Annotated in this window: 19 protein-coding genes; 8 read left to right on the top strand and 11 right to left on the bottom strand. The window is 62.2% G+C overall.

Annotated elements, in window-relative coordinates:
• Positions 1 to 185 precede the first annotated feature (185 nt).
• Complete coding sequence (locus tag SynMEDNS5_RS12395; protein WP_186586009.1) at positions 186 to 821, top strand: TVP38/TMEM64 family protein; 636 nt, start codon at positions 186 to 188, stop codon at positions 819 to 821.
• Here SynMEDNS5_RS12395 and SynMEDNS5_RS12390 read toward each other — a convergent pair.
• The 3 genes from SynMEDNS5_RS12390 to SynMEDNS5_RS12380 form a co-directional block, all read right to left on the bottom strand.
• The gene (locus tag SynMEDNS5_RS12390) at positions 818 to 991 is read right to left on the bottom strand and encodes a hypothetical protein (protein WP_186583640.1); all 174 of its coding nucleotides are present in this window, start codon (positions 989 to 991) and stop codon (positions 818 to 820) included. The genes SynMEDNS5_RS12395 and SynMEDNS5_RS12390 overlap by 4 nt on opposite strands.
• 129 nt (positions 992 to 1,120) lie before the next feature.
• Positions 1,121 to 3,196, bottom strand: coding sequence for an NAD-dependent DNA ligase LigA (ligA, locus tag SynMEDNS5_RS12385; RefSeq protein WP_186583639.1), 2,076 nt, complete (start codon positions 3,194 to 3,196; stop codon positions 1,121 to 1,123).
• Positions 3,197 to 3,218: 22 nt separating this feature from the next.
• Positions 3,219 to 3,650: a hypothetical protein gene (locus SynMEDNS5_RS12380; RefSeq protein ID WP_038005324.1), complete on the bottom strand. Its 432-nt coding sequence runs from the start codon at positions 3,648 to 3,650 to the stop codon at positions 3,219 to 3,221.
• A 91-nt stretch (positions 3,651 to 3,741) separates the two neighbouring features.
• Here SynMEDNS5_RS12380 and SynMEDNS5_RS12375 point away from each other — a divergent pair, with 91 nt between their 5' ends.
• From SynMEDNS5_RS12375 to SynMEDNS5_RS12365, 3 genes are all read left to right on the top strand, one after another.
• Positions 3,742 to 4,290, top strand: a complete 549-nt coding sequence (locus SynMEDNS5_RS12375; RefSeq protein WP_186583638.1) for a SprT family zinc-dependent metalloprotease — start codon at positions 3,742 to 3,744, stop codon at positions 4,288 to 4,290.
• Between the two features lie 110 nt (positions 4,291 to 4,400).
• Positions 4,401 to 4,910, top strand: coding sequence for an RNA helicase (locus SynMEDNS5_RS12370; RefSeq protein WP_186583637.1), 510 nt, complete (start codon positions 4,401 to 4,403; stop codon positions 4,908 to 4,910).
• 42 nt (positions 4,911 to 4,952) lie between these two features.
• Entirely contained in the window at positions 4,953 to 5,474 is a 522-nt protein-coding gene (locus SynMEDNS5_RS12365; protein ID WP_186583636.1) for a DUF1269 domain-containing protein, read from the top strand.
• On the opposite strand, the gene SynMEDNS5_RS12360 is transcribed toward SynMEDNS5_RS12365, so the two are convergent.
• The 7 genes from SynMEDNS5_RS12360 to SynMEDNS5_RS12330 all read right to left on the bottom strand — a co-directional run bounded on the left by SynMEDNS5_RS12360 (position 5,461) and on the right by SynMEDNS5_RS12330 (position 12,180).
• Positions 5,461 to 5,889: a hypothetical protein gene (locus tag SynMEDNS5_RS12360; RefSeq protein ID WP_186583635.1), complete on the bottom strand. Its 429-nt coding sequence runs from the start codon at positions 5,887 to 5,889 to the stop codon at positions 5,461 to 5,463. The two genes, SynMEDNS5_RS12365 and SynMEDNS5_RS12360, sit on opposite strands and share 14 nt — an antisense overlap.
• A gap of 87 nt (positions 5,890 to 5,976) precedes the next feature.
• The gene (locus tag SynMEDNS5_RS12355; protein WP_186583634.1) at positions 5,977 to 6,537 is read right to left on the bottom strand and encodes a chorismate lyase; all 561 of its coding nucleotides are present in this window, start codon (positions 6,535 to 6,537) and stop codon (positions 5,977 to 5,979) included.
• 32 nt (positions 6,538 to 6,569) lie between these two features.
• Positions 6,570 to 7,202 carry a hypothetical protein gene (locus SynMEDNS5_RS12350; RefSeq protein ID WP_186583633.1) on the bottom strand — a complete coding sequence of 211 codons (633 nt, stop codon included), beginning with the start codon at positions 7,200 to 7,202 and terminating at the stop codon, positions 6,570 to 6,572.
• A gap of 24 nt (positions 7,203 to 7,226) precedes the next feature.
• On the bottom strand, positions 7,227 to 9,206 hold the full coding sequence (gene mnmG / locus SynMEDNS5_RS12345) for a tRNA uridine-5-carboxymethylaminomethyl(34) synthesis enzyme MnmG (RefSeq protein WP_186583632.1): 1,980 nt from the start codon (positions 9,204 to 9,206) through the stop codon (positions 7,227 to 7,229).
• A 22-nt stretch (positions 9,207 to 9,228) separates the two neighbouring features.
• Complete coding sequence (gene dnaB / locus SynMEDNS5_RS12340; protein ID WP_186583631.1) at positions 9,229 to 10,647, bottom strand: replicative DNA helicase; 1,419 nt, start codon at positions 10,645 to 10,647, stop codon at positions 9,229 to 9,231.
• 100 nt (positions 10,648 to 10,747) lie between these two features.
• On the bottom strand, positions 10,748 to 11,206 hold the full coding sequence (rplI, locus tag SynMEDNS5_RS12335) for a 50S ribosomal protein L9 (protein ID WP_011934304.1): 459 nt from the start codon (positions 11,204 to 11,206) through the stop codon (positions 10,748 to 10,750).
• A 41-nt stretch (positions 11,207 to 11,247) separates the two neighbouring features.
• A complete protein-coding gene (locus SynMEDNS5_RS12330) occupies positions 11,248 to 12,180 on the bottom strand; it encodes a fatty acid desaturase (protein ID WP_186583630.1) in 933 nt (310 codons plus the stop codon).
• Positions 12,181 to 12,235: 55 nt separating this feature from the next.
• On the opposite strand from SynMEDNS5_RS12330, the gene SynMEDNS5_RS12325 reads away from it, so the two are divergent.
• Positions 12,236 to 12,961, top strand: coding sequence for a hypothetical protein (locus SynMEDNS5_RS12325; RefSeq protein WP_186583629.1), 726 nt, complete (start codon positions 12,236 to 12,238; stop codon positions 12,959 to 12,961).
• Here the strand turns inward: SynMEDNS5_RS12325 and SynMEDNS5_RS12320 are convergent.
• A complete protein-coding gene (locus SynMEDNS5_RS12320; RefSeq protein WP_186583628.1) occupies positions 12,949 to 13,860 on the bottom strand; it encodes a fatty acid desaturase in 912 nt (303 codons plus the stop codon). The genes SynMEDNS5_RS12325 and SynMEDNS5_RS12320 overlap by 13 nt on opposite strands.
• A 120-nt stretch (positions 13,861 to 13,980) precedes the next feature.
• On the opposite strand from SynMEDNS5_RS12320, the gene SynMEDNS5_RS12315 reads away from it, so the two are divergent.
• From SynMEDNS5_RS12315 to gcvP, 3 genes are read left to right on the top strand one after another with little or no spacing between them, the layout of a single operon-like run.
• A complete protein-coding gene (locus SynMEDNS5_RS12315) occupies positions 13,981 to 15,300 on the top strand; it encodes a methionine gamma-lyase family protein (RefSeq protein ID WP_186583627.1) in 1,320 nt (439 codons plus the stop codon).
• Positions 15,301 to 15,321: 21 nt separating this feature from the next.
• On the top strand, positions 15,322 to 15,711 hold the full coding sequence (gene gcvH / locus SynMEDNS5_RS12310; protein WP_186586008.1) for a glycine cleavage system protein GcvH: 390 nt from the start codon (positions 15,322 to 15,324) through the stop codon (positions 15,709 to 15,711).
• A 57-nt stretch (positions 15,712 to 15,768) separates the two neighbouring features.
• Positions 15,769 to 18,705: an aminomethyl-transferring glycine dehydrogenase gene (gene gcvP, locus SynMEDNS5_RS12305; protein WP_186583626.1), complete on the top strand. Its 2,937-nt coding sequence runs from the start codon at positions 15,769 to 15,771 to the stop codon at positions 18,703 to 18,705.
• Positions 18,706 to 18,712 lie beyond the last annotated feature (7 nt).

Genomic DNA, 18,712 nt, shown 5'->3' with positions numbered 1-18,712 from the left:
TGAAACCTACGGATTAATAAACGTTGCCCAAGCTTTCGTTTCATCGGTCTTCTATTGCATCAGCACGGTGTCGCCATCGGTTGTACCCGAGCTCCATAGTGAACCCAGAGATCCCGTGATGCCAAATCTTTGCACTTGCGCTGAAGGCCATACCCATGGAACGGTTGTTGGTCTTGGGAGAGGGAATGGCGAGTGATCTGCTGAGCACGGAGGCCGTTCTGCAGTGGCTGCAGTCTCCGTTAGGAGCCCTGGTGTTTATCCCCCTGTATGCGGTTTGGGTCACCGTGCTCTTGCCTGGCATCTGGGCTTCGATGCTGGCGGGTGCGCTCTACGGCACCTGGTGGGGAAGCCTGATCGTGTTCGCTGGAGCCACGCTCGGGGCGGAAGCCGCTTTCCTGCTGGGGCGTCACCGTTTGCGTGGCTGGGCACAACGTCGCCTCAAGCGCTTCCCAAAACTGCTCGCAATCGAAAAGGCGGTGAGCCGTGAAGGGTTCAGGCTGGTTCTGCTCACCCGGTTGTCTCCGGCTTTTCCGTTCTCTTTGCTGAACCTCGCCTATGGACTCAGCGACGTGAGCCTGCGGGATTACAACCTGGGCCTGATCGGCATCATTCCTGGCACGATCCTGTTCTGCGCACTGGGTGCATTGGCTGGAAGCGCTGCGCGTTTCGGGGAGGTGTTGGCTGGGGAGACGTCCCCTCAGGCCTGGGTGTTGCGGGTTGTCGGTGTGCTGGCCACCGTTGCGGTTGTGTGGCTGGTGGGTCGCGCTGCTCGCAAGGCCCTGCAGGAGGGATCTGAGCTTGATCAGGACCCGGCGGGTTAATCAGGATCCGCGAGGCGCCAGTCGCGGACTGCGGCGATCAGCACAAACCAGATCAACCGGCCTCTGGCCCGCAATCCCTTGCGTGCACTCAGGTCGGCATATTTGGCGCGCCCGCAGTCGGTTTTGATCCAACGAAACACCGAGGGCCGCTGTTGATCCTGATTGTTCACGGCGATGGCTGCGACGTTTCGCTGTATTTAAAGCTCTGATTAGGGATCACGCTGATCTTGGTCTTGACGTCATCCAAGGTCAGGTCTTCAGTCCAGGCCCTCTGTGATCAGACCCGCGGGGCTTGCGAGTCAAACTCCGTTGCTGTCAAGCAACTGCATCAGACCTGCTTCATCGAGCACGCTGATGCCGAGGCTCCTGGCCTTCTCCAGTTTGCTGCCCGCGTCCTCACCAGCCACCACGAAACTGGTTTTTTTGCTGACAGATCCGCTCACTTTGCCCCCTGCCCCTTCGATCAAGGCCTGGGCCTGAGAGCGGGAGAGCGAGGGCAGGGTGCCGGTGAGCACAAAGGTCTGGCCGCTTAGGTGTCCGCTGCCGTTGCTGCGATCCGCCAGTGCTTGTCGCTCCTGATCCGAGGCTGCCAGTGTCAGGCCGACATCGCGCAGTTGCTGAAGCAGATCCTGGTTTGCCGATGTGCTGAACCACTGCTGCAGGCTCTGGGCGATTTCCGGACCAATGCCGTGCAAACCGGTGATCGCCTCCGGCTGGAAAATGGCTGCGTCAGCGAGGCTGTCTGCTTCGGTAAAGGCGGAGGCCAGGGCCTTGGCAATCACCTCGCCCACGTGATGGATCCCCAGCCCATAGAGCTGGCGTGACCAAGGCTGCGCGCGGGATTGGGCCAGAGCGGCCACCAGATTGCCGGCACTTTTCTCACCCATGCGCTCCAGGCTTGTGAGCAGGGCGGTGTCGAGGCGGTAAAGGTCGGCGATCGAGCGCACAAGGCCGCGCTCGACAAGCTGTTCAATCAGCTTGCTGCCGAGGCCATCCACATCCAGTGCGCCCTTGCTCACCCAGTGGCGCAGGGCGCCACTCAGGATGGCAGGGCAACTGCTGTTCACACAGCGTGTGGCAGCCTCTCCGCTTTCGCGCACGAGATCCGATCCGCAGGACGGGCAGTGTTGCGGCAATTCCAAGGGCAGGGCACCCTCCGGACGCAGTTCGGGGAGAACCCGCAGCACTTCAGGAATGATCTCCCCTGCCTTGCGCACGATGATGGTGTCGCCGCTGTGCAGGTCAAGCTCCTGGAGCCGATCGGCGTTGTGCAGGGTGGCGCGACTGACGCTCGTGCCCGCCAAGGAAACTGGCTCGAATTCGGCAACGGGCGTTACCACCCCGGTGCGGCCCACCTGACAGGTGAGTTTGAGCAAGCGGCTGGGCGCTTCCTCCGCGGGGTACTTGAGAGCGATGGCCCAGCGAGGCGCTTTCTGGGTGAAGCCAGCAGCGTCCTGCAGGCGCAGGTCATTGAGTTTCACCACAACCCCGTCGGTGGCGTAGTTGAGATCGTGGCGCCGGCTGTCCCAGTCGCCGAAAAACTGCTCAACGGAGTCAACGTCTGGGAGCAGGGCGGCGTTGGGGTTAACGCGGAAGCCTGCATCCTCCAACCAGCGCAGGCTTTCCCACTGGCTGGCGGGGCGTTTCCCCGACCAGTCCTCGGGCAGATGAAGGGTGTAAGCAAAGAAGTCGAGGCGTCTTGCGGCCACCACCTTCGGGTCCAGCTGACGCAGGGTTCCGGCGCAGGCATTGCGGGGATTGGCGAAGAGGGGCTCGTCGCGAGCGGCCCGTTCCCCATTGATGGCGGCAAAGGTGCTGTCAGGGATTAAGGCTTCGCCTCGCACCTCCACCCAGGCGGGTGGGGGGTCGAGGTGCAGGCGCAGGGGAATGGAGGCGATGGTGCGCACGTTGGCCGTGATCTCTTCTCCTTGATCGCCGTCACCACGGGTCGCTGCGCGCACCAACACGCCGTTGTCGTAGCTCAGCGCTAGGGCATTGCCATCGATTTTCAGTTCTCCGACCATTGCCAGGGCCGGCAGGGGGGATCCTGATGGGGGCTCACGGTCGAGCACCTTGATCAGTCGGGTGTACCAGCTCCGCAGCTCGTCAGCACTGAATGCATTGTCGAGGCTGAACAGAGGGATGCGGTGGGTGACGCTGCGAAAGCCCTCGGACGGAGAGCCGCCCACGCGTTGGGTGGGACTGTCGGTCTCAACCAGCTCTGGATAAGCAGCTTCGAGATCGAGCAGTTCCCGGTAAAGCCTGTCGTAAACCGCATCCTCGAGGTCGGGAGCATCAAGCACGTAATAAGCGTGCGCTGCTCTGTTGAGAAGCTGCCTCAGTTCAGCGGCGCGCTCCCTCGAACCCTGCGGCATGGAAGTGGACACGGACGGGCAGTCAGCTCTTGACGTTGGCGTTGACGGTGGCGATGCGGTCGATCTTCCAGTTGTCGTCCACCTTGGTGAAGGTGAAATCGAGCGGCATCTCCTCTTTGTCTTCGGCGATCAGTTTCACCGTGAGGATCATGTTGCCTTCCTGAAGCCGGGGACGACCTGATTTGAGGTTGCGGAAGCGATTGAGTTTCAGGCCGGCCAGATAGCGGATGAACTGCTGGCGGTTCACATGCTGGCGGTAGGTCTTGGTGGTGAGGAGGTAGGCCGCATCCACCCGTCCGGCCGCCACCTGGGTGAAGAACTGCTTGATCAGGGGATTGATGCCGCGGGCGCTGAGCACCAGTTTCACCGCGGTGATCGTCCAGTAGAGGAGCAGGGCACCACCACCGGCGAGCAGTGCCTTGCTTCCGATTTCCCGCACCAGACCCAGATCCATCAGCCCACGCCATTTGGACAGCGATTCTGACTGACGATCCGCTGGATGGCGGCAGACTGGGTCGGCCTCCCGCGTCCGGCGACTGCCGACCATGCCGCTCGAGCCGTTGCTGCCGCTGTTTCATCGGTTGAACCGTGAACACTTCGAGGGCTCGCTCAGCCAGGGGCATCAGCCCCTAGTTGCTGTTCGCTGGAGCGATGGCCGGCTTCGGCGCACCGCCGGTCTTTACCGGCGTGGTGTTTCCGTGGCGCCACCCCTCGGCAGGGAGATCGTGTTGTCGAGGCCCCTGTTGGGGCAGCTGCCGCGCGAGGCCACGGAGAGCACGCTTTGCCACGAGATGATTCATGCCTGGGTGGATCTCGTGCTGAGGAGCAACGAAAGCCATGGCCCCAACTTTTTGGCGCGCATGCAGGCCATCAATGCGGTTCAAGATCGCTTCGAGGTGAGCGTTCGCCATCGTTTTCCGGTTCCCCAGCAACCACCGCGCTGGATTGCCGTTTGCCCGCGCTGCGGACGGCAGACGCCCTACCGGCGGCGCCTGAAACAGGCTGCTTGCCGCCAATGCTGCAATCAGCACCATGGCGGTCGTTGGCATCCCAGTTGTCTGCTTGGCTATGTGCCGGCCCGAGAGGAGAGCTGACGCTCATGGATCTGTTTCTCTGGGTTTTGGAGATCAGCGGTGTGTCCATCGCTTTAATCGGCTTGCAACGGGAACGCTGGTTGGAGCACCGACGTCGGTAACGTTTGAAGATGGATGCACGTCGACAACGCCGCCAGCGTGGTGCTGAGCCATTGGATTCGCGGTTTGATCAATGGATTGAAACCGGGCGGCAGCTGGTGGATGGTGTCTCCGGCACCCGTCCGGGCCGTCGTGGTGGTGGGCGGCCACAGGTCGGATCCCGCCTTGATGCCGTGGGCCGGTGGGTCGGCGATCGGGTGGATTGGCTTTTGGATGAAGACGACGACTGGAGTGAGGGTGTGTCTGCTCCTGAGCCCTCCGAAGCGGCGAGGCCCCGGCCCTCGGGTAAGCGTCCCTTGGATGCGATGTCGCGGCGGCAACCGCTGTTGATGCCCCCGACTGAAACCAGCCCCCTGCCGTCAGAAGAACCCGCTCAGGGGGACTGGCCCGACGATGAGGATTTCCGCGTTGAACGTTGGCGACGCTCGGAGAGCACATCCCCGCCGGCGCCCATTCCAGAGTCTCGGGCGTCAGTTCGTCGCTCCTTCCCCCGCTCCAGTCGTCGGCGCGACGGAGCCTGAGGTTCGATAGCCCCTAGGCTCCGCTCAGCTGAATCAACGGTCATGAGCAACCTTGTGGTTGTGGGCTTCCCGAAGGTCACTGAGGCTGAGGAGGTTCGGCGTGAGCTGGTCACCATCCAGCAGGAGCATCTGATCACCCTGGAGGATGCGGTGGTTCTGGAGCACGGTGATGATGGTCATGTGCATCTGCGCCAGGCGATCAACATGACCGCAGCCGGTGCCATGGGAGGCACCTTCTGGGGTTTGCTCATCGGATTGATCTTCGCCAATCCCCTGTTGGGCGCGGCGGTGGGGGCTGGCGCCGGTGCCGCTTCCGGTGCCCTCAACGACATCGGAATCAACGACAAGTTTCTCGAGGAACTGGCGGAGACGTTGCCCCAGGGCAGTGCTGCTCTGGCTCTGCTGGTGCGCGACTCCACGCCGGATCGGGTGATCGAGCGCCTGCGCCGCCATGCTCCCCATGCCCGACTGATCCACACCAACCTCAGCCACACCGATGAGGAGGCCCTCAAGGCGCAGCTGGAAACGGCTCGCAAGCAGGCCGAGGCTCTCAGGCTTTCCTGACCTGCCGTTGCACCTGATATCGGCAACCGCGCCGGTTCAGTTGCTGGTTCACCGCGTCGACCAGATCGGGCGGAAGTTCTTCCGCCATCTGATCGGCGCTTGTGGTGATGGATGGAGAACCATCCGCCATGGCTTCCAGTAGATCCGTCCATTGGTTCACGTGCTGGTCGCGGCTGAGAGGGTGATGTCCCTGACGTTCCAGAACGATGGTGCAGAGCTCGACATTCCAAAGGGCAGAGCGGCCTTTGCTATGGGGAGCACGTTGCTCGGCCGCGCCCACGTCAAGTGCTGCAGGGGTCGGACACCCGTGGCGATCCCGCCAGCCTTCCCGCTCGAGCATGCGTCCGCAATGACGGGAGGAGATCCCGAAGCTGCGGCCGAGATCGTGGAGGTTCACCCAGTTGGAGGTCGCCATGGAATCGTTGCCGATAGGCGCATGATTGCTTCAGCACGACAGCAAGCAAGTTGTCAAGTTCAAATCCCCATCAAACGCTTGATTTCTTCATGACGCTGCATGAAGCGGCCGGCGCGGAGCTTCTCCAAGCCAGCGTTCCAGGGCTGGGCTGAACACCTCCCGGATCACGGTGAGTTCCCGCCCCTGGCGGAAGAAGCGGTAATGGCGGCTCCAGAAGGGTCCCTGTTCACCAAAGCCCTGCTCGAGCCAGGGGGCTGTCACCAGGGCCAGGCCATCCACTTCTCGGAACAGTTCCGAGCGTCCCTGGGTGAGGCTGATCCAGATCGGCAAGTTGCGGTCTTGGAGGTGCTGCTCCGCTTCGGTCTGGTTCCACCAGCTCTCTGCCCAGGCGAGGGTGATGCCGCCGCATTCCAGCCACACCTGGCGACGCAGCAGGGGATGGCTGAGTTCACGCACTTCCCGAGGCGCGCCGTCCAGTGCTGTGTCGGCCTCCATGGCACTCACGCGCACGGCGACTGGATGGCTGGTCAGCAAGCACAGGTGCCTGGTTGGGCTGCCATCACCAAGCAGCATCAAGCGCCAGGGGCCTGGAAGCCAGCCGGGTTCTTCTCCTGCCAAAACAGCCGCAGTGGGGGCCTCCCAGAGCACTGCTGGCGAGGGGGTCAGGGCGTCGATGGGGTTCAGAAGGCTCCTCCTACCGAAAGTGATCGGCTGGCGCCGCCGCGTTCGATCACCGCACCGCTTGCCGTCACGTTGCGCAGGGACCAGCCACTGTTGCCGATGCTTTCCCCTGGCGCCGCCGACAGGGACTGGTCACCGACTTGAAAGATGGCGGATCCCTGGCCCCCGCCGCTGTGGACCACTCCCACTAGCAGGGGCTCCGGTGTCAATGGCACCGTTGCAGCAGCAGACGCCTCTTCCGCGCGTGTCGGCGCTGTTTCTTCAGGGAGCGGTAGGGAGCGGATGGGAATGGTCACCGGCTCCAATTGCTGAATGGCAGTGGCTGCATCGGCGGGCTTGGTTTCCGGTGTGCGCTGACGCAGCTTTTCAATCAGGGCCAGGTTGCGTTCCCTCTGCAGTGCCTGTTGGGCGCTCCACCACTGGAGACCCAAGGTGAGGGTGCCCAGCACTCCAATCAGGGTCACTACCAGGAGGCTGATCGGCACGCGAGCATGTGGCTGTGGGTCCTTGGCCTTGGGCGTTTGCACCTGAACAGCTTCCAGCGTGCGTTCCCCGTCGCTGAATACCCGATCCATCACCTGCTCAGCGCGCAGGTTCCAGTAGGCCCGGGATGTGGAAAGGGGGGGAGACACCGCATGTTGTTGTCTCCATCAACGCTATCGAGCCTGGCCAGTGGGGGCGAGGTCTGGAGTGCTGGGTTGACTGCGCCGTTGCTGCAGCTCCAGCCATATCAACAGAGCGGTGAGATCGGCCTGGCTCACGCCAGGGATCTGGCTGGCCTGTCCCAGGGTGAGTGGGCGCACTGCTGTGAGTTTTTCACGCGCTTCCCGCGACAAGGTGCTGATGCTGGCGTAGTGGATCGTTTCAGGAAGCTTGCGCCGGCCCTGGCGTTTCACCTGATCGATCTGTTGCTGTTGGCGGGCCAGGTAACCGCTGTATTTGATGTCGATCTCGGCGCCTTCTCGCACTGGCAGTGGCAGGCTTGCATCGGCCAGGCCGTGGCGCACCAGGTCGGCCGCATGCATGCCAGGGCGACGCAGCAGGTCTGCCAAGGTGATTGAACCTTTGATGGGAGCACCGGTCTCCTGCTCCACGGCTGGGGCCACGGGGTCACTCACCTTGAGGCGCACGGTTTCCAGTCGCTGCTTTTCGGACTCCATCGCCTGGAGTTTGTCCTCAAATAACTGCCAGCGCCTGTCATCGATCAGACCGAGTTCACGGCCCATGGGTGTTAGCCGGCGGTCGGCGTTGTCGCCTCGCAGCACCAACCTGTATTCACTACGGCTGGTGAGCACCCGGTAAGGCTCGCGCAGATCCTTGCTCACCAGATCGTCGATCATCGTGCCGATGTAGCTGCCTTCCCTGGGAAAGTGCACCGCCTTCTCGGCGCGGATGCGGCGGACGGCATTGAGGCCGGCCACCAGCCCCTGGGCCGCGGCTTCCTCGTAGCCGGTGGTGCCGTTCAGCTGGCCGGCGCTGAAGAGCCCTTGCACGCGTTTGGTTTCCAGCGACGGCAGCAGCTGGGTGGCGGGGAGGTAGTCGTAATCCACGGAATAGGCCGGTCGCAGCATCACGGCTTGTTCCAGGCCAGGCAGGCTGCGCAGCAGTTGCAACTGGATCGGTTCGGGCAGGCCCGTGGAGAAGCCCTGCACGTAGATCTCGGGCGTGTCGCGCCCCTCCGGCTCGAGGAAGATCTGGTGGCTGTCTTTGTCCGCGAAGCGCACGATCTTGTCTTCGATCGAGGGGCAGTAGCGCGGGCCTTTGCTGTCGATCACGCCGCCGTAGATCGCGGTGAGGTGGAGGTTGTCTTTGATTAGCTGATGGGTGGCGGCTGTGGTGCGGGTGATGTGGCAGCTCATCTGCTCACCACTCACCCAGGCGGCCGGATCAAAGGAGAAGAAGCGATCAGCGGCATCGCTGGGTTGCTCTTCGAGTTGATCGAGAGCGATGCTGCGCCGGTCCACCCGCGCCGGGGTGCCGGTTTTGAGTCGGTCGGTATGGAATCCAAGCTGTTGCAGGGCTTCGGTGAGCCCTTCGGCGGCCTGTTCGCCAGCGCGGCCGGCGGCCATCGACTGGTGACCCACCCAGATGCGGCCGCCGAGGAAGGTGCCCGCAGTGAGCACAACTGCCTTGGCGCCGTAGATGCTGCCGAAATAGGTGCGTACGCCGGTGATGCTGGCTGCTGGGCCTTGGCTCGGGTCCCAGGATTCGCCCCCACCGCTGGGATCGCCCTCAATCTCCAGCCCCGTCACCATCGCTTCGCGCAGGGCCAGGTTGGGGGTGTGCTGCAGCAGTTGCAGCATCTGGCGTGAGTATTGGCGTTTGTCGGTTTGGGCGCGCAGTGCCCACACTGCAGGGCCGCGGCTGGCGTTGAGGATCCGTTTCTGAATCGCCGTGGCATCGGCGAGTCGGCCGATCACTCCGCCCAGGGCATCCACTTCATGGACAAGCTGGCTTTTGGCAGGACCACCAACGGCAGGATTACAGGGCTGCCAGGCGATTCGGTCGAGATTGAGGGTAAATAGGGCGGTATTCAGCCCCAAACGAGCAGCCGTGATCGCAGCCTCGCAACCGGCATGGCCGCCTCCCACGACGATCACGTCGAACACTTCGGTGAGGGCGGAGCTGTTGGCCATGGCTCCAGTATCGGCAATCGGCTTACGCCGCCAGATTTCGGAAACGAGTGAACTGGGGCTCGAACAGCAGTTTCACTGTGCCAACCGGACCGTTGCGGTGCTTGGTCACGATCACTTCGGTGATGCCCCGGTCTGGGGTTTCGGGGTTGTAGTACTCGTCGCGGTAGATCATCAGCACCAGATCGGCGTCTTGCTCAATCGAGCCTGATTCGCGCAGGTCGCTCAGCATCGGCCGTTTGTTGGTGCGGGATTCCACGCCACGGCTGAGCTGGGAAAGGGCGATCACGGGCACGTTCAGTTCCCGTGCCATGCCCTTAAGGGCACGGGTGATGCGGGAAATCTCCTGCACACGGTTGTCTGGGCTGGAGCCCTCCATTAGTTGCAGGTAGTCGATCACCACCAGGCCCAGTTCCTTGCCCTGTTCGGCCATCAAGCGCCGGCAGAGAGAGCGCATTTCCAACACGCCGGAGTTGGGTTTGTCGTCGATGTAGATCGGTAGTTGCCCCAGGGTGTTGATGCCCTGCCCCAGCAAGGGCCACTCCTCCTGTTGCAGCCTGCCCGTGCGCAGGCGCCCGGCTTCGATGCCTACCTCCATCGAAAGCAGCCTGTAGGTGAGTTGCTCCTTGCTCATCTCCAGGGAGAACACGCACACCGGCAGATCGTGCAGCTGGGCCACGTTCTTGGCCAGGTTGAGCACGATCGAGGTTTTGCCCATGGCCGGCCTGCCGGCCACGATGATCAGGTCGCTGCGTTGCAGGCCCTGGGTCATGGCATCCAGGTCGTAGAAATTCACCGGGATGCCCGCCACCGAGGTGCCCAGCGAACGGCTTTCGATCTCGTTGAACGTGCTGGTGAGAATTTCGGCTGTGGGAGTGAGGCCCTTTGAGGGCTTCTCCTGACTGATCGCAAAAATCGTCTGCTCGGCTTTGTCGAGCACCTGCTCCATCGGCAGGCTTTGATCAAAGCCCAGTTGGATCACCTCGTTGCCGGAGCGGATCAGCTGCCGCCGCAGGAACTTGTCCATCACCAGGCGGGCCACCTGCTCGATCGAAGCGGTGGAGGCCACCCGCTCCACCAGCTCCACGAGCCGGTTGCTGCCGCCTACTTTCTCGAGCGCTCCTGTGTCGGCCAGCCAAGCGGTCATGGCCGTGAGGTCGGTGGGTTTGCCCTGGCTGTGGAGCATCACCGCAGTGCGGAAGATCTCCCGATGCGCACCGAGATAAAAAGCCTCCGGCTGCAACACATCGGCTACCCGGCCGATGGCGTCGGGGTCCAGCAGGATGCCACCCAACACGGCTTCCTCTGCTTCCACGTTCTGGGGCGGAACGGAATCGGGCAGGGCCTCGAAGTTGGGTTCATCCCGCCGACGCCCCTTGCCGAAACTACGGCGATCCCCGTCGGCGGACTCGCCGCCGGCATCCGTCAGGGGAACGCTCACCATGGGCCTGACCTTTCAACGCCGACGCCCACTCTGGCGTACTTGCGAGCACGAAACAGAGTGGGCTGTGACGGCCTCACACATCCTTCTGCGACCTGGTGGGTCAGTAGCTGACCACTTCCAGGTTGATCTCAGCGGTGACTTCACTGTGCAGCTTGACGCTGACCTTGTAATTGCCGGTGCGGTGGATGTCGGGAACGGTGATGTCGCGGCGGTCCACCTCCTTCTTGGTGGCCTCTTCGATCACTTCGGCCACGTCGCCATTGGTGACGGTGCCGAACAGCACGTCGTCATCGCCCGTTTGCTTCTTCACGGTGAAGCGACCGATGGTGTCGAGGGCGGTGCGGAAGGCCAGGGCTTCTTGCTTGAGTGCGGCTTGGCGCTCAGCCTCCTTCGCCCGGCGATGCTCCACCTGCTTCATCACCGCTGGGGTGACTGGAACGGCTTTGCCGTAAGGGAGAAGGAAGTTGCGGGCATACCCGGGAGCAACTTCCACCATGTCGCCATCCCGGCCGAGGCTGAGAACGTCCTCATTCAGAACGACTTGTACGCGCTTGGCCATGGCGATGATTCCGGACGACGTCTAATGAGCGATCGATAATTTTACGACGCGACGGGCAGGCGTATTTTCGTGGCCAGTCCCAGGGCTCGCATCAGCCTGATGTGCTCCCAGGTGAGGTCGATCTGCCCCGGTTGCAGTCCGTGGCGGGCGGAGTGTGGATAGGCGTGGTGGTTGTTGTGCCAGCCTTCGCCGAAGGTGAGGGCGGCCACCCACTTGTTGTTGCGGGAGGCGTCACCGCTGTCGTAAGCCACGGTTCCCCAGCAGTGGGTGGCGGAATTCACAAGCCAGGTGACGTGATACACCAGCACCAGGCGTAGGGGGATGCCCCACAGCACCAAGGCCCAGCCGCCAGCTCCAGTGGCGGTGCCAATCCAAAACAGCAGGCCTGCCAAGGGCAACTGCAGCAGCAGGAAATTGTTATTCAGCCAGCGGTAGTAAGGATCCTGTGCCAGGTCGCCGGTCATGCGGGGCACGGCCTGCATGGCTGTGACAGTCTGGAACATCCAACCCATGTGGCTCCACCAGAAACCGCGGTGACTGTTGTGGTGATCCGCATCCGTATCGGAGAACTTGTGGTGATGGCGGTGCAATCCCACCCAGTCGATCGGTCCGTGCTGGCAGCTGAGGGCGCCGCAAGTGGCGAAGAAGCGTTCCAGCCAGCGAGGGAGCTGGAAGGACCGGTGGGACAGCAGGCGGTGATAGCCGATGGTCACGCCCAGGCAGGCGGTGACCCAGTAGAGCACCAGCAGGCTGGTAACGGCCTGCCAGCTCCAGAACATCGGCAGCAAGGCCAACAGGGCCAGGCTATGGATCACGATCATGAAACCGATCGTCAGCCAGTGAAGACCCTTTTTCGGCGCCGCGAAGGTCTCGCCCCGGCGAGGCTGGTGTAACAGGGTTGCAAGCGCCTGGGCCCGGTGCGAAGCTGCCGGTCGACTGGGTGGTGATGGCGCAGTGATGACGCTGGAGACCATGGCCTTATCTGGTTGATATCCGCAGACTATACGCAATACGGATCCGTATCAAGCAATGAGCAACACTAGTGATGCTGATCATGTGACCAGAGGTTATCGCGATCAGCTGGCCGAGGGGCGTCAAGCGATGGCCCATCTCATTCACGTCTGGCATGAGCGCAATGGCTGGTCGCACAAGGTGTTGCCTGCCTTGGCGGATGCGCTCGATCTGGGGCGTGTGCACAACTCCCAGATCTCCAACCTGCGCAACGGCAAGCTCGCCTCCCCGGGCCCCGAGGTGTTTCTGGCCCTCGGTCAGGCCAATACGGTGCTTCACGCCGGCCTGGCTCCAATCCAGGAGCACCTGGCTGAGGTGCATCCCGATCTGCTCAAGGTGCTGAAAGAGGGAGCGGTGCCCCTGCTTGATGCCCAATCAAATCCTCTTGGTGCCGGAGCCTTGTTCGAGATCTTTGTTGGCTTAGCGGTTCTGCCGCCCGGCTTTGATTGGCGGATTGCGCCCCAGGAGGCGGCGCTCCTCAGTGCCGCCATTGCCGACAGACTCTGCCGCGGGCAGTCCTGGCGTCAGTGCCGTGATCTGGTGATGGAGGCTTATCCAGTTAGCAAAAACCAGCGCCGCGAGCGTTTTGCGGAGGTGATGGCGGGGATGCGTGACTACAGCGCTGAGGAACTCGACGGCGAGTTCCTCGATCTTTATGCCACGCACCTCAAGCTGGAGGGCCGCCAGGGCCTCAGTGCTGAAGCCTTTCTCGCCGAGCTTCGCGCGACCACTCAGCCGGGGTAACGCGCCTGGCGAACACGGCGGGTCAGTCCCAGTTTCTGCAGCAGACGAATATGCAGCCAGGTGATGTCCACTTCGAACCAGCGCAGGCCATGACGGGCGCTGGCCGGATGGGCGTGATGATTGTTGTGCCAGCCTTCGCCGAAGGACAGCACTGCCACCCACCAGCAGTTGCGGGAAAGGTCTGGGCAATCGAAATTGCGGTAGCCAAATGCGTGGGTGGCGGAATTCACAAGCCAGGTGACGTGATACACGACCACCAGGCGAAGAGGAATGGCCCAGAGCACAAGTCCGAGTCCGCCGCCGTGCACGTCGGCCGCATTGCCATACCAGTACAGCGCTAGACCCAGGGGGATCTGCAGCAGCAGGAACCAACGGTCGAGCCACACATAAAACGGACTGCTGAGCAGATCCCCGGCGTAACGCTCCTTGTGTTCCAACGCCGGGATGTCGTGAAGCATCCATTCGCTGTGACTCCACCAGAGGCCGCGACCGGCGTCGTGGTGATCATTGGGCTGGTCGGAGAAGCGATGGTGATGGCGGTGGAGTGCAATCCACTCGATCGGCCCGCTCTGGCAGGCCAGGGTGCCCATGAGCACCAATGTTTTCTCTAGCCATGACGGCACCTCGAAGCTGCGGTGTGCCACCAGGCGGTGCAGACCCAGGGTCACACCGAGCACCGTCATCCAATAAAGAACAGCGAAGGTGGCGATGCCTTGCCAGCTCCAAAACCGGGGAAGCAAGGCCACGGTGGCGAGCACGTGCATCACCACCATGAAGCTTGTGGTTCCTCCCTTCAGACGTCGCTGCCGGCGCGGCAACGGCGCTCTGGGCGCCATGACGGCTGCGCGCATGCGCAGGTCCCGTTGGCTGCCGGTGTCGGCTGGGCTGGTGGTAACCAAGAAGAATCTCCATGATCCGTTCCAGCTGCAGTCCGAACGGACACAGAAGGAAAGGAAACAGACGGTTGGAGATGTGAATGTAAAAGAACGCAGCAGGTTCTCCGCGGGTTTCCGATGGCAATGGATTCAGAATCGTGGGGGATACACCCCCCCCAACCTCCTTTGGAACCCAGCGAGGCACTGGCTTTAGCGCGAGCACGCGTTCAAGCTGTTCGCGAGCGCTTGGAACCAATCGCCAGAACGCGAACCGCCGCTGTTGCTCCCCGGTTGCGACGGGTTCTGGACGCTTTTGCGGCGGAACGGGTGGGGGTTCAGCACTTCGCCTCGGTGAGCGGTTATGGCCACGGCGATCAGGGGCGGGAGGTGATCGATCGGGTGTTCGCCCGGGTGTTAGGTGCAGAAGCCGCAGCGGTCCGATTGCAATTCGTCAGCGGTACCCATGCCATTGCTGCAGCCCTGTTTGGAGTGCTTCGTCCGGGCGATCGCATGGTGTCCATCACTGGGCGTCCCTACGACACCTTGGAAGAGGTGATCGGTCTGCGGGGTGAGGGGCAGGGATCCCTTCGGGACTTCGGCGTTGCCTACGAGGAACTGCCTCTGCGTCCGGATGGTTCGGTGGATGAGCAGGGAGTGGATCACATGCTCGATCAGCCCTGCGGATTGGTGTTGATTCAGCGCAGTTGTGGGTACAGCTGGCGCCCCTCTCTCAGCGTGCAGACCATCGGCAGGCTTTGTGAGCGGATCCACCGCCGGCAGCCCGACTGCATCTGCTTCGTCGACAACTGCTATGGCGAGCTCGTGGAAGAGCAGGAGCCGCCTGCAGTGGGAGCGGATCTGGTCGCCGGTTCACTGATCAAGAACCTCGGAGGCACGATCGCTCCAGCAGGTGGTTATGTGGCCGGCCGCAGCGATCTGGTGGAGCAGGCCTGTTGTCGTCTCACGGCTCCAGGAATCGGCCGTGAGGGCGGCACAGGCTTCGATTTGCATCGGTTGCTGCTCCAGGGGCTGTTCCTGGCTCCGCAGATGGTTGCGGAATCTCTGATCGGTGCCGATCTGGTGGCCGGAGTGTTCGCGGATCTTGGCTTTCGCGTGCAGCCTGTTGCCGGAGCCTTGCGCAGTGATCTGATCCAAGCTGTGCAGTTGGGTGATGCTGAGGCGTTGAAGGTGGTGTGCCGTGCCTTTCAGGCCTGTTCACCGGTGGGCTCCTATCTCGATCCGGTGCCTGCAGCGATGCCTGGTTATGCCAGTGATCTGGTGATGGCTGGCGGCACGTTCATCGATGGCAGCACCAGTGAATTTTCCGCTGATGCCCCCTTGCGGGAACCTTTCAATCTCTATGTGCAGGGCGGCACGCACCGAGCCCACGTTGAGTTGGCTCTGATCGATGCCCTGCAGGCACTGGCTGCGGCAGGACGGCTAGATCTGGCCCACACTGGGTGAACATTGCCCAATGCCGGCCCGATGGCCTTCGACTTCCCCGATTCGTACCGTTACGCCGACAGCCACGAATACGCCTGGCAGGATGCCGATGCAGTCCGGATCGGACTCAGTGCCTACGCCGTCGACCAGCTCGGGGACATTGTGTTTGTGGATCTGCCAGAGGTAGGGGCTGAACTCAACCGCGGCAGCAGCTTCGGAACCGTGGAGTCGGTCAAGGCCGTTGAAGAGATGTACGCGCCCCTCACTGGTGTCGTGCTGCAGCGCAACGATGCCTTGTTGGCGAATCCGGAAGAACTTCAAAACGACCCCCATGGCGAGGGTTGGCTGCTGGTGATCCAACCCAGTGACCAGGATCAGATGGATCAGTTGATGGATGCGGCCACCTACGCAGCCAAAGTGGCGGCCATCTGACGCCCCGAGCCGTTCGATCTGGAAGTTTCTTACAGTTCCGGCGATTGCTTGGGCCCCATGACCCTGCTCGACCAGCGGACGGTGGCCTCCAGCGCTGTTGAACCGATTTCTCCTTTTGTCCGCCGCCACATCGGACCTGAATCCCAGGCTGTGGATCGGATGCTGCAAGCCCTTGGATTTGCAGACCTTGATGCTTTTATCCAAGCGGTAGTTCCCGGCGACATTCTCGACGCTCAACCGCCCTGTGCTGATCTGCCTTCAGGGGTCGATGAGGCTCCTGCCCTGGCTGAATTGAGAACGATTGCCAGTCGCAACCAGCTGACCCGTTCCCTGATCGGTCTGGGTTATTTCGATACCGTCACCCCGGCTCTGATTCAGCGTCAGGTGCTGGAAAATCCCTCCTGGTACACCGCCTACACCCCTTATCAGGCAGAGATTGCTCAGGGGCGCCTGGAGGCACTGCTGAATTTTCAGACCCTGATCAGCGAGCTGACGGGACTGCCGATCGCCAATGCGTCCCTGCTCGATGAAGCCACGGCCGCTGCTGAGGCGATGTCGATGAGCTTTGGTGTGTGCAAACGCGAAGGGGCATGCCGTTTCCTAGTGGATGCTGCCGTGTTGCCGCAGACCTTGGCAGTGCTGCGTACCCGCTGTGAGCCCATCGGTGTGCAGCTGGAGGTTGCTGAGCCGGATGCCTTCCGCTGGGGAGACGACGTTTTTGGGGTTTTGCTCCAGCTTCCCGGACGTTGCGGGCGGCTTTGGGATCCCCGCACCTGCATTGAACAGGCTCATGCGCACGGAGCTCTGGTCACCGTTTCAGTTGATCCACTGGCGCAGGTTCTTCTTGAGCCAGTGGGTGCACTTGGTGCGGATATCGCTGTGGGCAGTGCCCAACGCTTTGGAGTTCCGATGGGAGGGGGCGGACCCCACGCAGCGTTCTTCGCCACCCGGGATGCCTACCGCCGTCAGGTGCCTGGCCGGTTGGTGGGCCAGTCCCGCGATGCTGAGGGGCGTCCTGCTTTGCGCCTGGCCTTGCAAACCCGCGAGCAGCACATCCGCCGGGACAAGGCCACCAGCAACATCTGCACCGCCCAGGTTTTGCTCGCGGTGATGGCGTCCTTCTACGCCATCCATCACGGCCCCGAGGGTCTTGAGACCATTGCCAGCCGGATTGTGTTGTTGCGTTCCCGTCTGGAGCTGGGGTTGGCTGCGCTTGGTTTTCCTTTGCCAGGTGGTGCTCGCTTCGACAGCCTCGACGTGCATTGCCCCCAGGCTCCCGAAGTGCATCGCCTGGCGGCCTGCGAGGGTTTCAACCTGAGGGTGCTGCCTGACGGTGTGCCGGCGGACCAGGCCCTCGGGTTTGGGATCAGCCTCGATGAGCTCAGTGATGAAGCCGAGATTCAGAGCCTGCTCTCCATCTGCGCGGAGGTTGTTGAGAAGGTTCCACCGGCATCGGCGCAGCCATCAACTCCAGCGGAGGTGATGGCCGGGGTTCCCTTGCGCCAGCGTCCCTGGCTTCAGCAGAGCGTGTTTCATCGCTACCGAAGCGAGACCGAATTGATGCGCTACATCCAGCGTCTCGTCAGCAAGGATCTGTCGTTGGTGCACGGCATGATCCCCTTGGGGAGCTGCACGATGAAGCTCAACGCGGCGGCTGAACTGGCCCCTGTGAGTTGGCGTGAGTTCGCTGCGATCCACCCATTTGCCCCCTTGGCGCAACAGGAGGGATTCCAGGCGCTGATCCGTGATTTAGAGCGTTGGCTTGCAGCCCTGACAGGTTTCGCCGATGTTTCATTGCAACCCAATGCCGGATCCCAGGGGGAATATGCCGGTTTGTTGGTGATCAGGGCGTGGCATCGGTCCCGCGGGGAGGCTCAGCGGGATGTGTGCCTCATTCCAACCAGCGCCCATGGCACGAACCCCGCCAGTGCAGTGATGGCTGGACTGCGCGTGGTGGCCGTGGCCTGTGATGACGACGGCAACGTGGATGTTGAGGACCTCCGATCAAAAGCCATGGAGCACGCCGATGTGCTCGCTGCCCTGATGGTCACCTATCCCTCCACCCATGGTGTATTCGAAACCAGGATTCGAGAGATCTGCTCTCTCGTTCATGAACATGGCGGCCAGGTGTATCTCGATGGCGCCAACCTCAATGCTCAGGTGGGGCTGTGCCGCCCCGGTGCCTTCGGTGCTGATGTCTGCCATTTGAATCTGCACAAGACCTTCTGCATTCCCCACGGTGGCGGTGGCCCCGGGGTGGGTCCGATCGGGGTCGCTGCCCATCTCCAGCCTTTTCTGCCAGGCCATCCGCTGATGCAGTGCGGAGGCGATCAGCCGATTTCATCGGTGTCAGCAGCAGCCTGGGGGAGTGCCGGAATCCTGCCGATCAGTTGGATGTATCTGCGCATGATGGGCGCTGAAGGCTTGCGCACCGCCACGGCGGTGGCCCTGCTGTCAGCCAACTACCTGGCCCATCGCCTTGATGCGCACTATCCCGTGCTGTTTCGTGGTGAGGGAGGCCTGGTGGCCCATGAATGCATCCTTGACCTGCGTGGACTCAAACGCACTGCAGGGCTTGAGGTGGATGATCTCGCTAAGCGTTTGATGGATTACGGCTTCCATGCCCCCACCGTGAGCTGGCCTGTGGCCGGCACTGTGATGGTGGAGCCCACAGAGAGCGAGAGCCTGGAAGAACTCGATCGTTTCTGTGACGCCATGATTGCCATCCGGGCGGAGGTGGCTCGCATTGAGAGCGGAGAAAGCGATCGTGACAACAATCCCCTGAAACGCTCCCCCCACACTCTGGCGGCAGTGACAGACGATCACTGGCAGAGGCCCTATTCGCGACAAGAAGCCGCTTTCCCGTTGCCTGGCCAGCAGCAGATCAAGTTCTGGCCTGCCGTGGCCCGCATCGACAATGCCTTTGGTGATCGCAACTTGATTTGCACCTGCCCGAGCGTGATGGATCTGGCTGAATCGCCCTCAGTGCGATAAATTTTCA

The organism is Synechococcus sp. MEDNS5 (assembly GCF_014279875.1).
Lineage (GTDB): Bacteria > Cyanobacteriota > Cyanobacteriia > PCC-6307 > Cyanobiaceae > Synechococcus_C.
Note: the sequence above shows the minus strand (reverse complement) of the source record. Positions and strands in the feature narration are given on the sequence as shown.

Bases quoted from the DNA above. Each gene is read 5' to 3' on its own strand.
- SynMEDNS5_RS12330 (WP_186583630.1), bottom strand. From the start codon at position 12,180: ATGGTCTCCAGCGTCATCACTGCGCCATCACCACCCAGTCGACCGGCA.
- rplI (WP_011934304.1), bottom strand. From the start codon at position 11,206: ATGGCCAAGCGCGTACAAGTCGTTCTGAATGAGGACGTTCTCAGCCTC.
- SynMEDNS5_RS12380 (WP_038005324.1), bottom strand. From the start codon at position 3,650: ATGGATCTGGGTCTGGTGCGGGAAATCGGAAGCAAGGCACTGCTCGCC.
- gcvP (WP_186583626.1), top strand. From the start codon at position 15,769: ATGACCCTGCTCGACCAGCGGACGGTGGCCTCCAGCGCTGTTGAACCG.
- mnmG (WP_186583632.1), bottom strand. From the start codon at position 9,206: ATGGCCAACAGCTCCGCCCTCACCGAAGTGTTCGACGTGATCGTCGTG.
- SynMEDNS5_RS12365 (WP_186583636.1), top strand. From the start codon at position 4,953: ATGAGCAACCTTGTGGTTGTGGGCTTCCCGAAGGTCACTGAGGCTGAG.
- SynMEDNS5_RS12370 (WP_186583637.1), top strand. From the start codon at position 4,401: ATGGATGCACGTCGACAACGCCGCCAGCGTGGTGCTGAGCCATTGGAT.
- dnaB (WP_186583631.1), bottom strand. From the start codon at position 10,647: ATGGTGAGCGTTCCCCTGACGGATGCCGGCGGCGAGTCCGCCGACGGG.
- SynMEDNS5_RS12325 (WP_186583629.1), top strand. From the start codon at position 12,236: ATGAGCAACACTAGTGATGCTGATCATGTGACCAGAGGTTATCGCGAT.
- gcvH (WP_186586008.1), top strand. From the start codon at position 15,322: ATGGCCTTCGACTTCCCCGATTCGTACCGTTACGCCGACAGCCACGAA.
- SynMEDNS5_RS12375 (WP_186583638.1), top strand. From the start codon at position 3,742: ATGCCGCTCGAGCCGTTGCTGCCGCTGTTTCATCGGTTGAACCGTGAA.
- SynMEDNS5_RS12315 (WP_186583627.1), top strand. From the start codon at position 13,981: ATGGATTCAGAATCGTGGGGGATACACCCCCCCCAACCTCCTTTGGAA.
- SynMEDNS5_RS12360 (WP_186583635.1), bottom strand. From the start codon at position 5,889: ATGGCGACCTCCAACTGGGTGAACCTCCACGATCTCGGCCGCAGCTTC.
- SynMEDNS5_RS12395 (WP_186586009.1), top strand. From the start codon at position 186: ATGGCGAGTGATCTGCTGAGCACGGAGGCCGTTCTGCAGTGGCTGCAG.
- ligA (WP_186583639.1), bottom strand. From the start codon at position 3,196: ATGCCGCAGGGTTCGAGGGAGCGCGCCGCTGAACTGAGGCAGCTTCTC.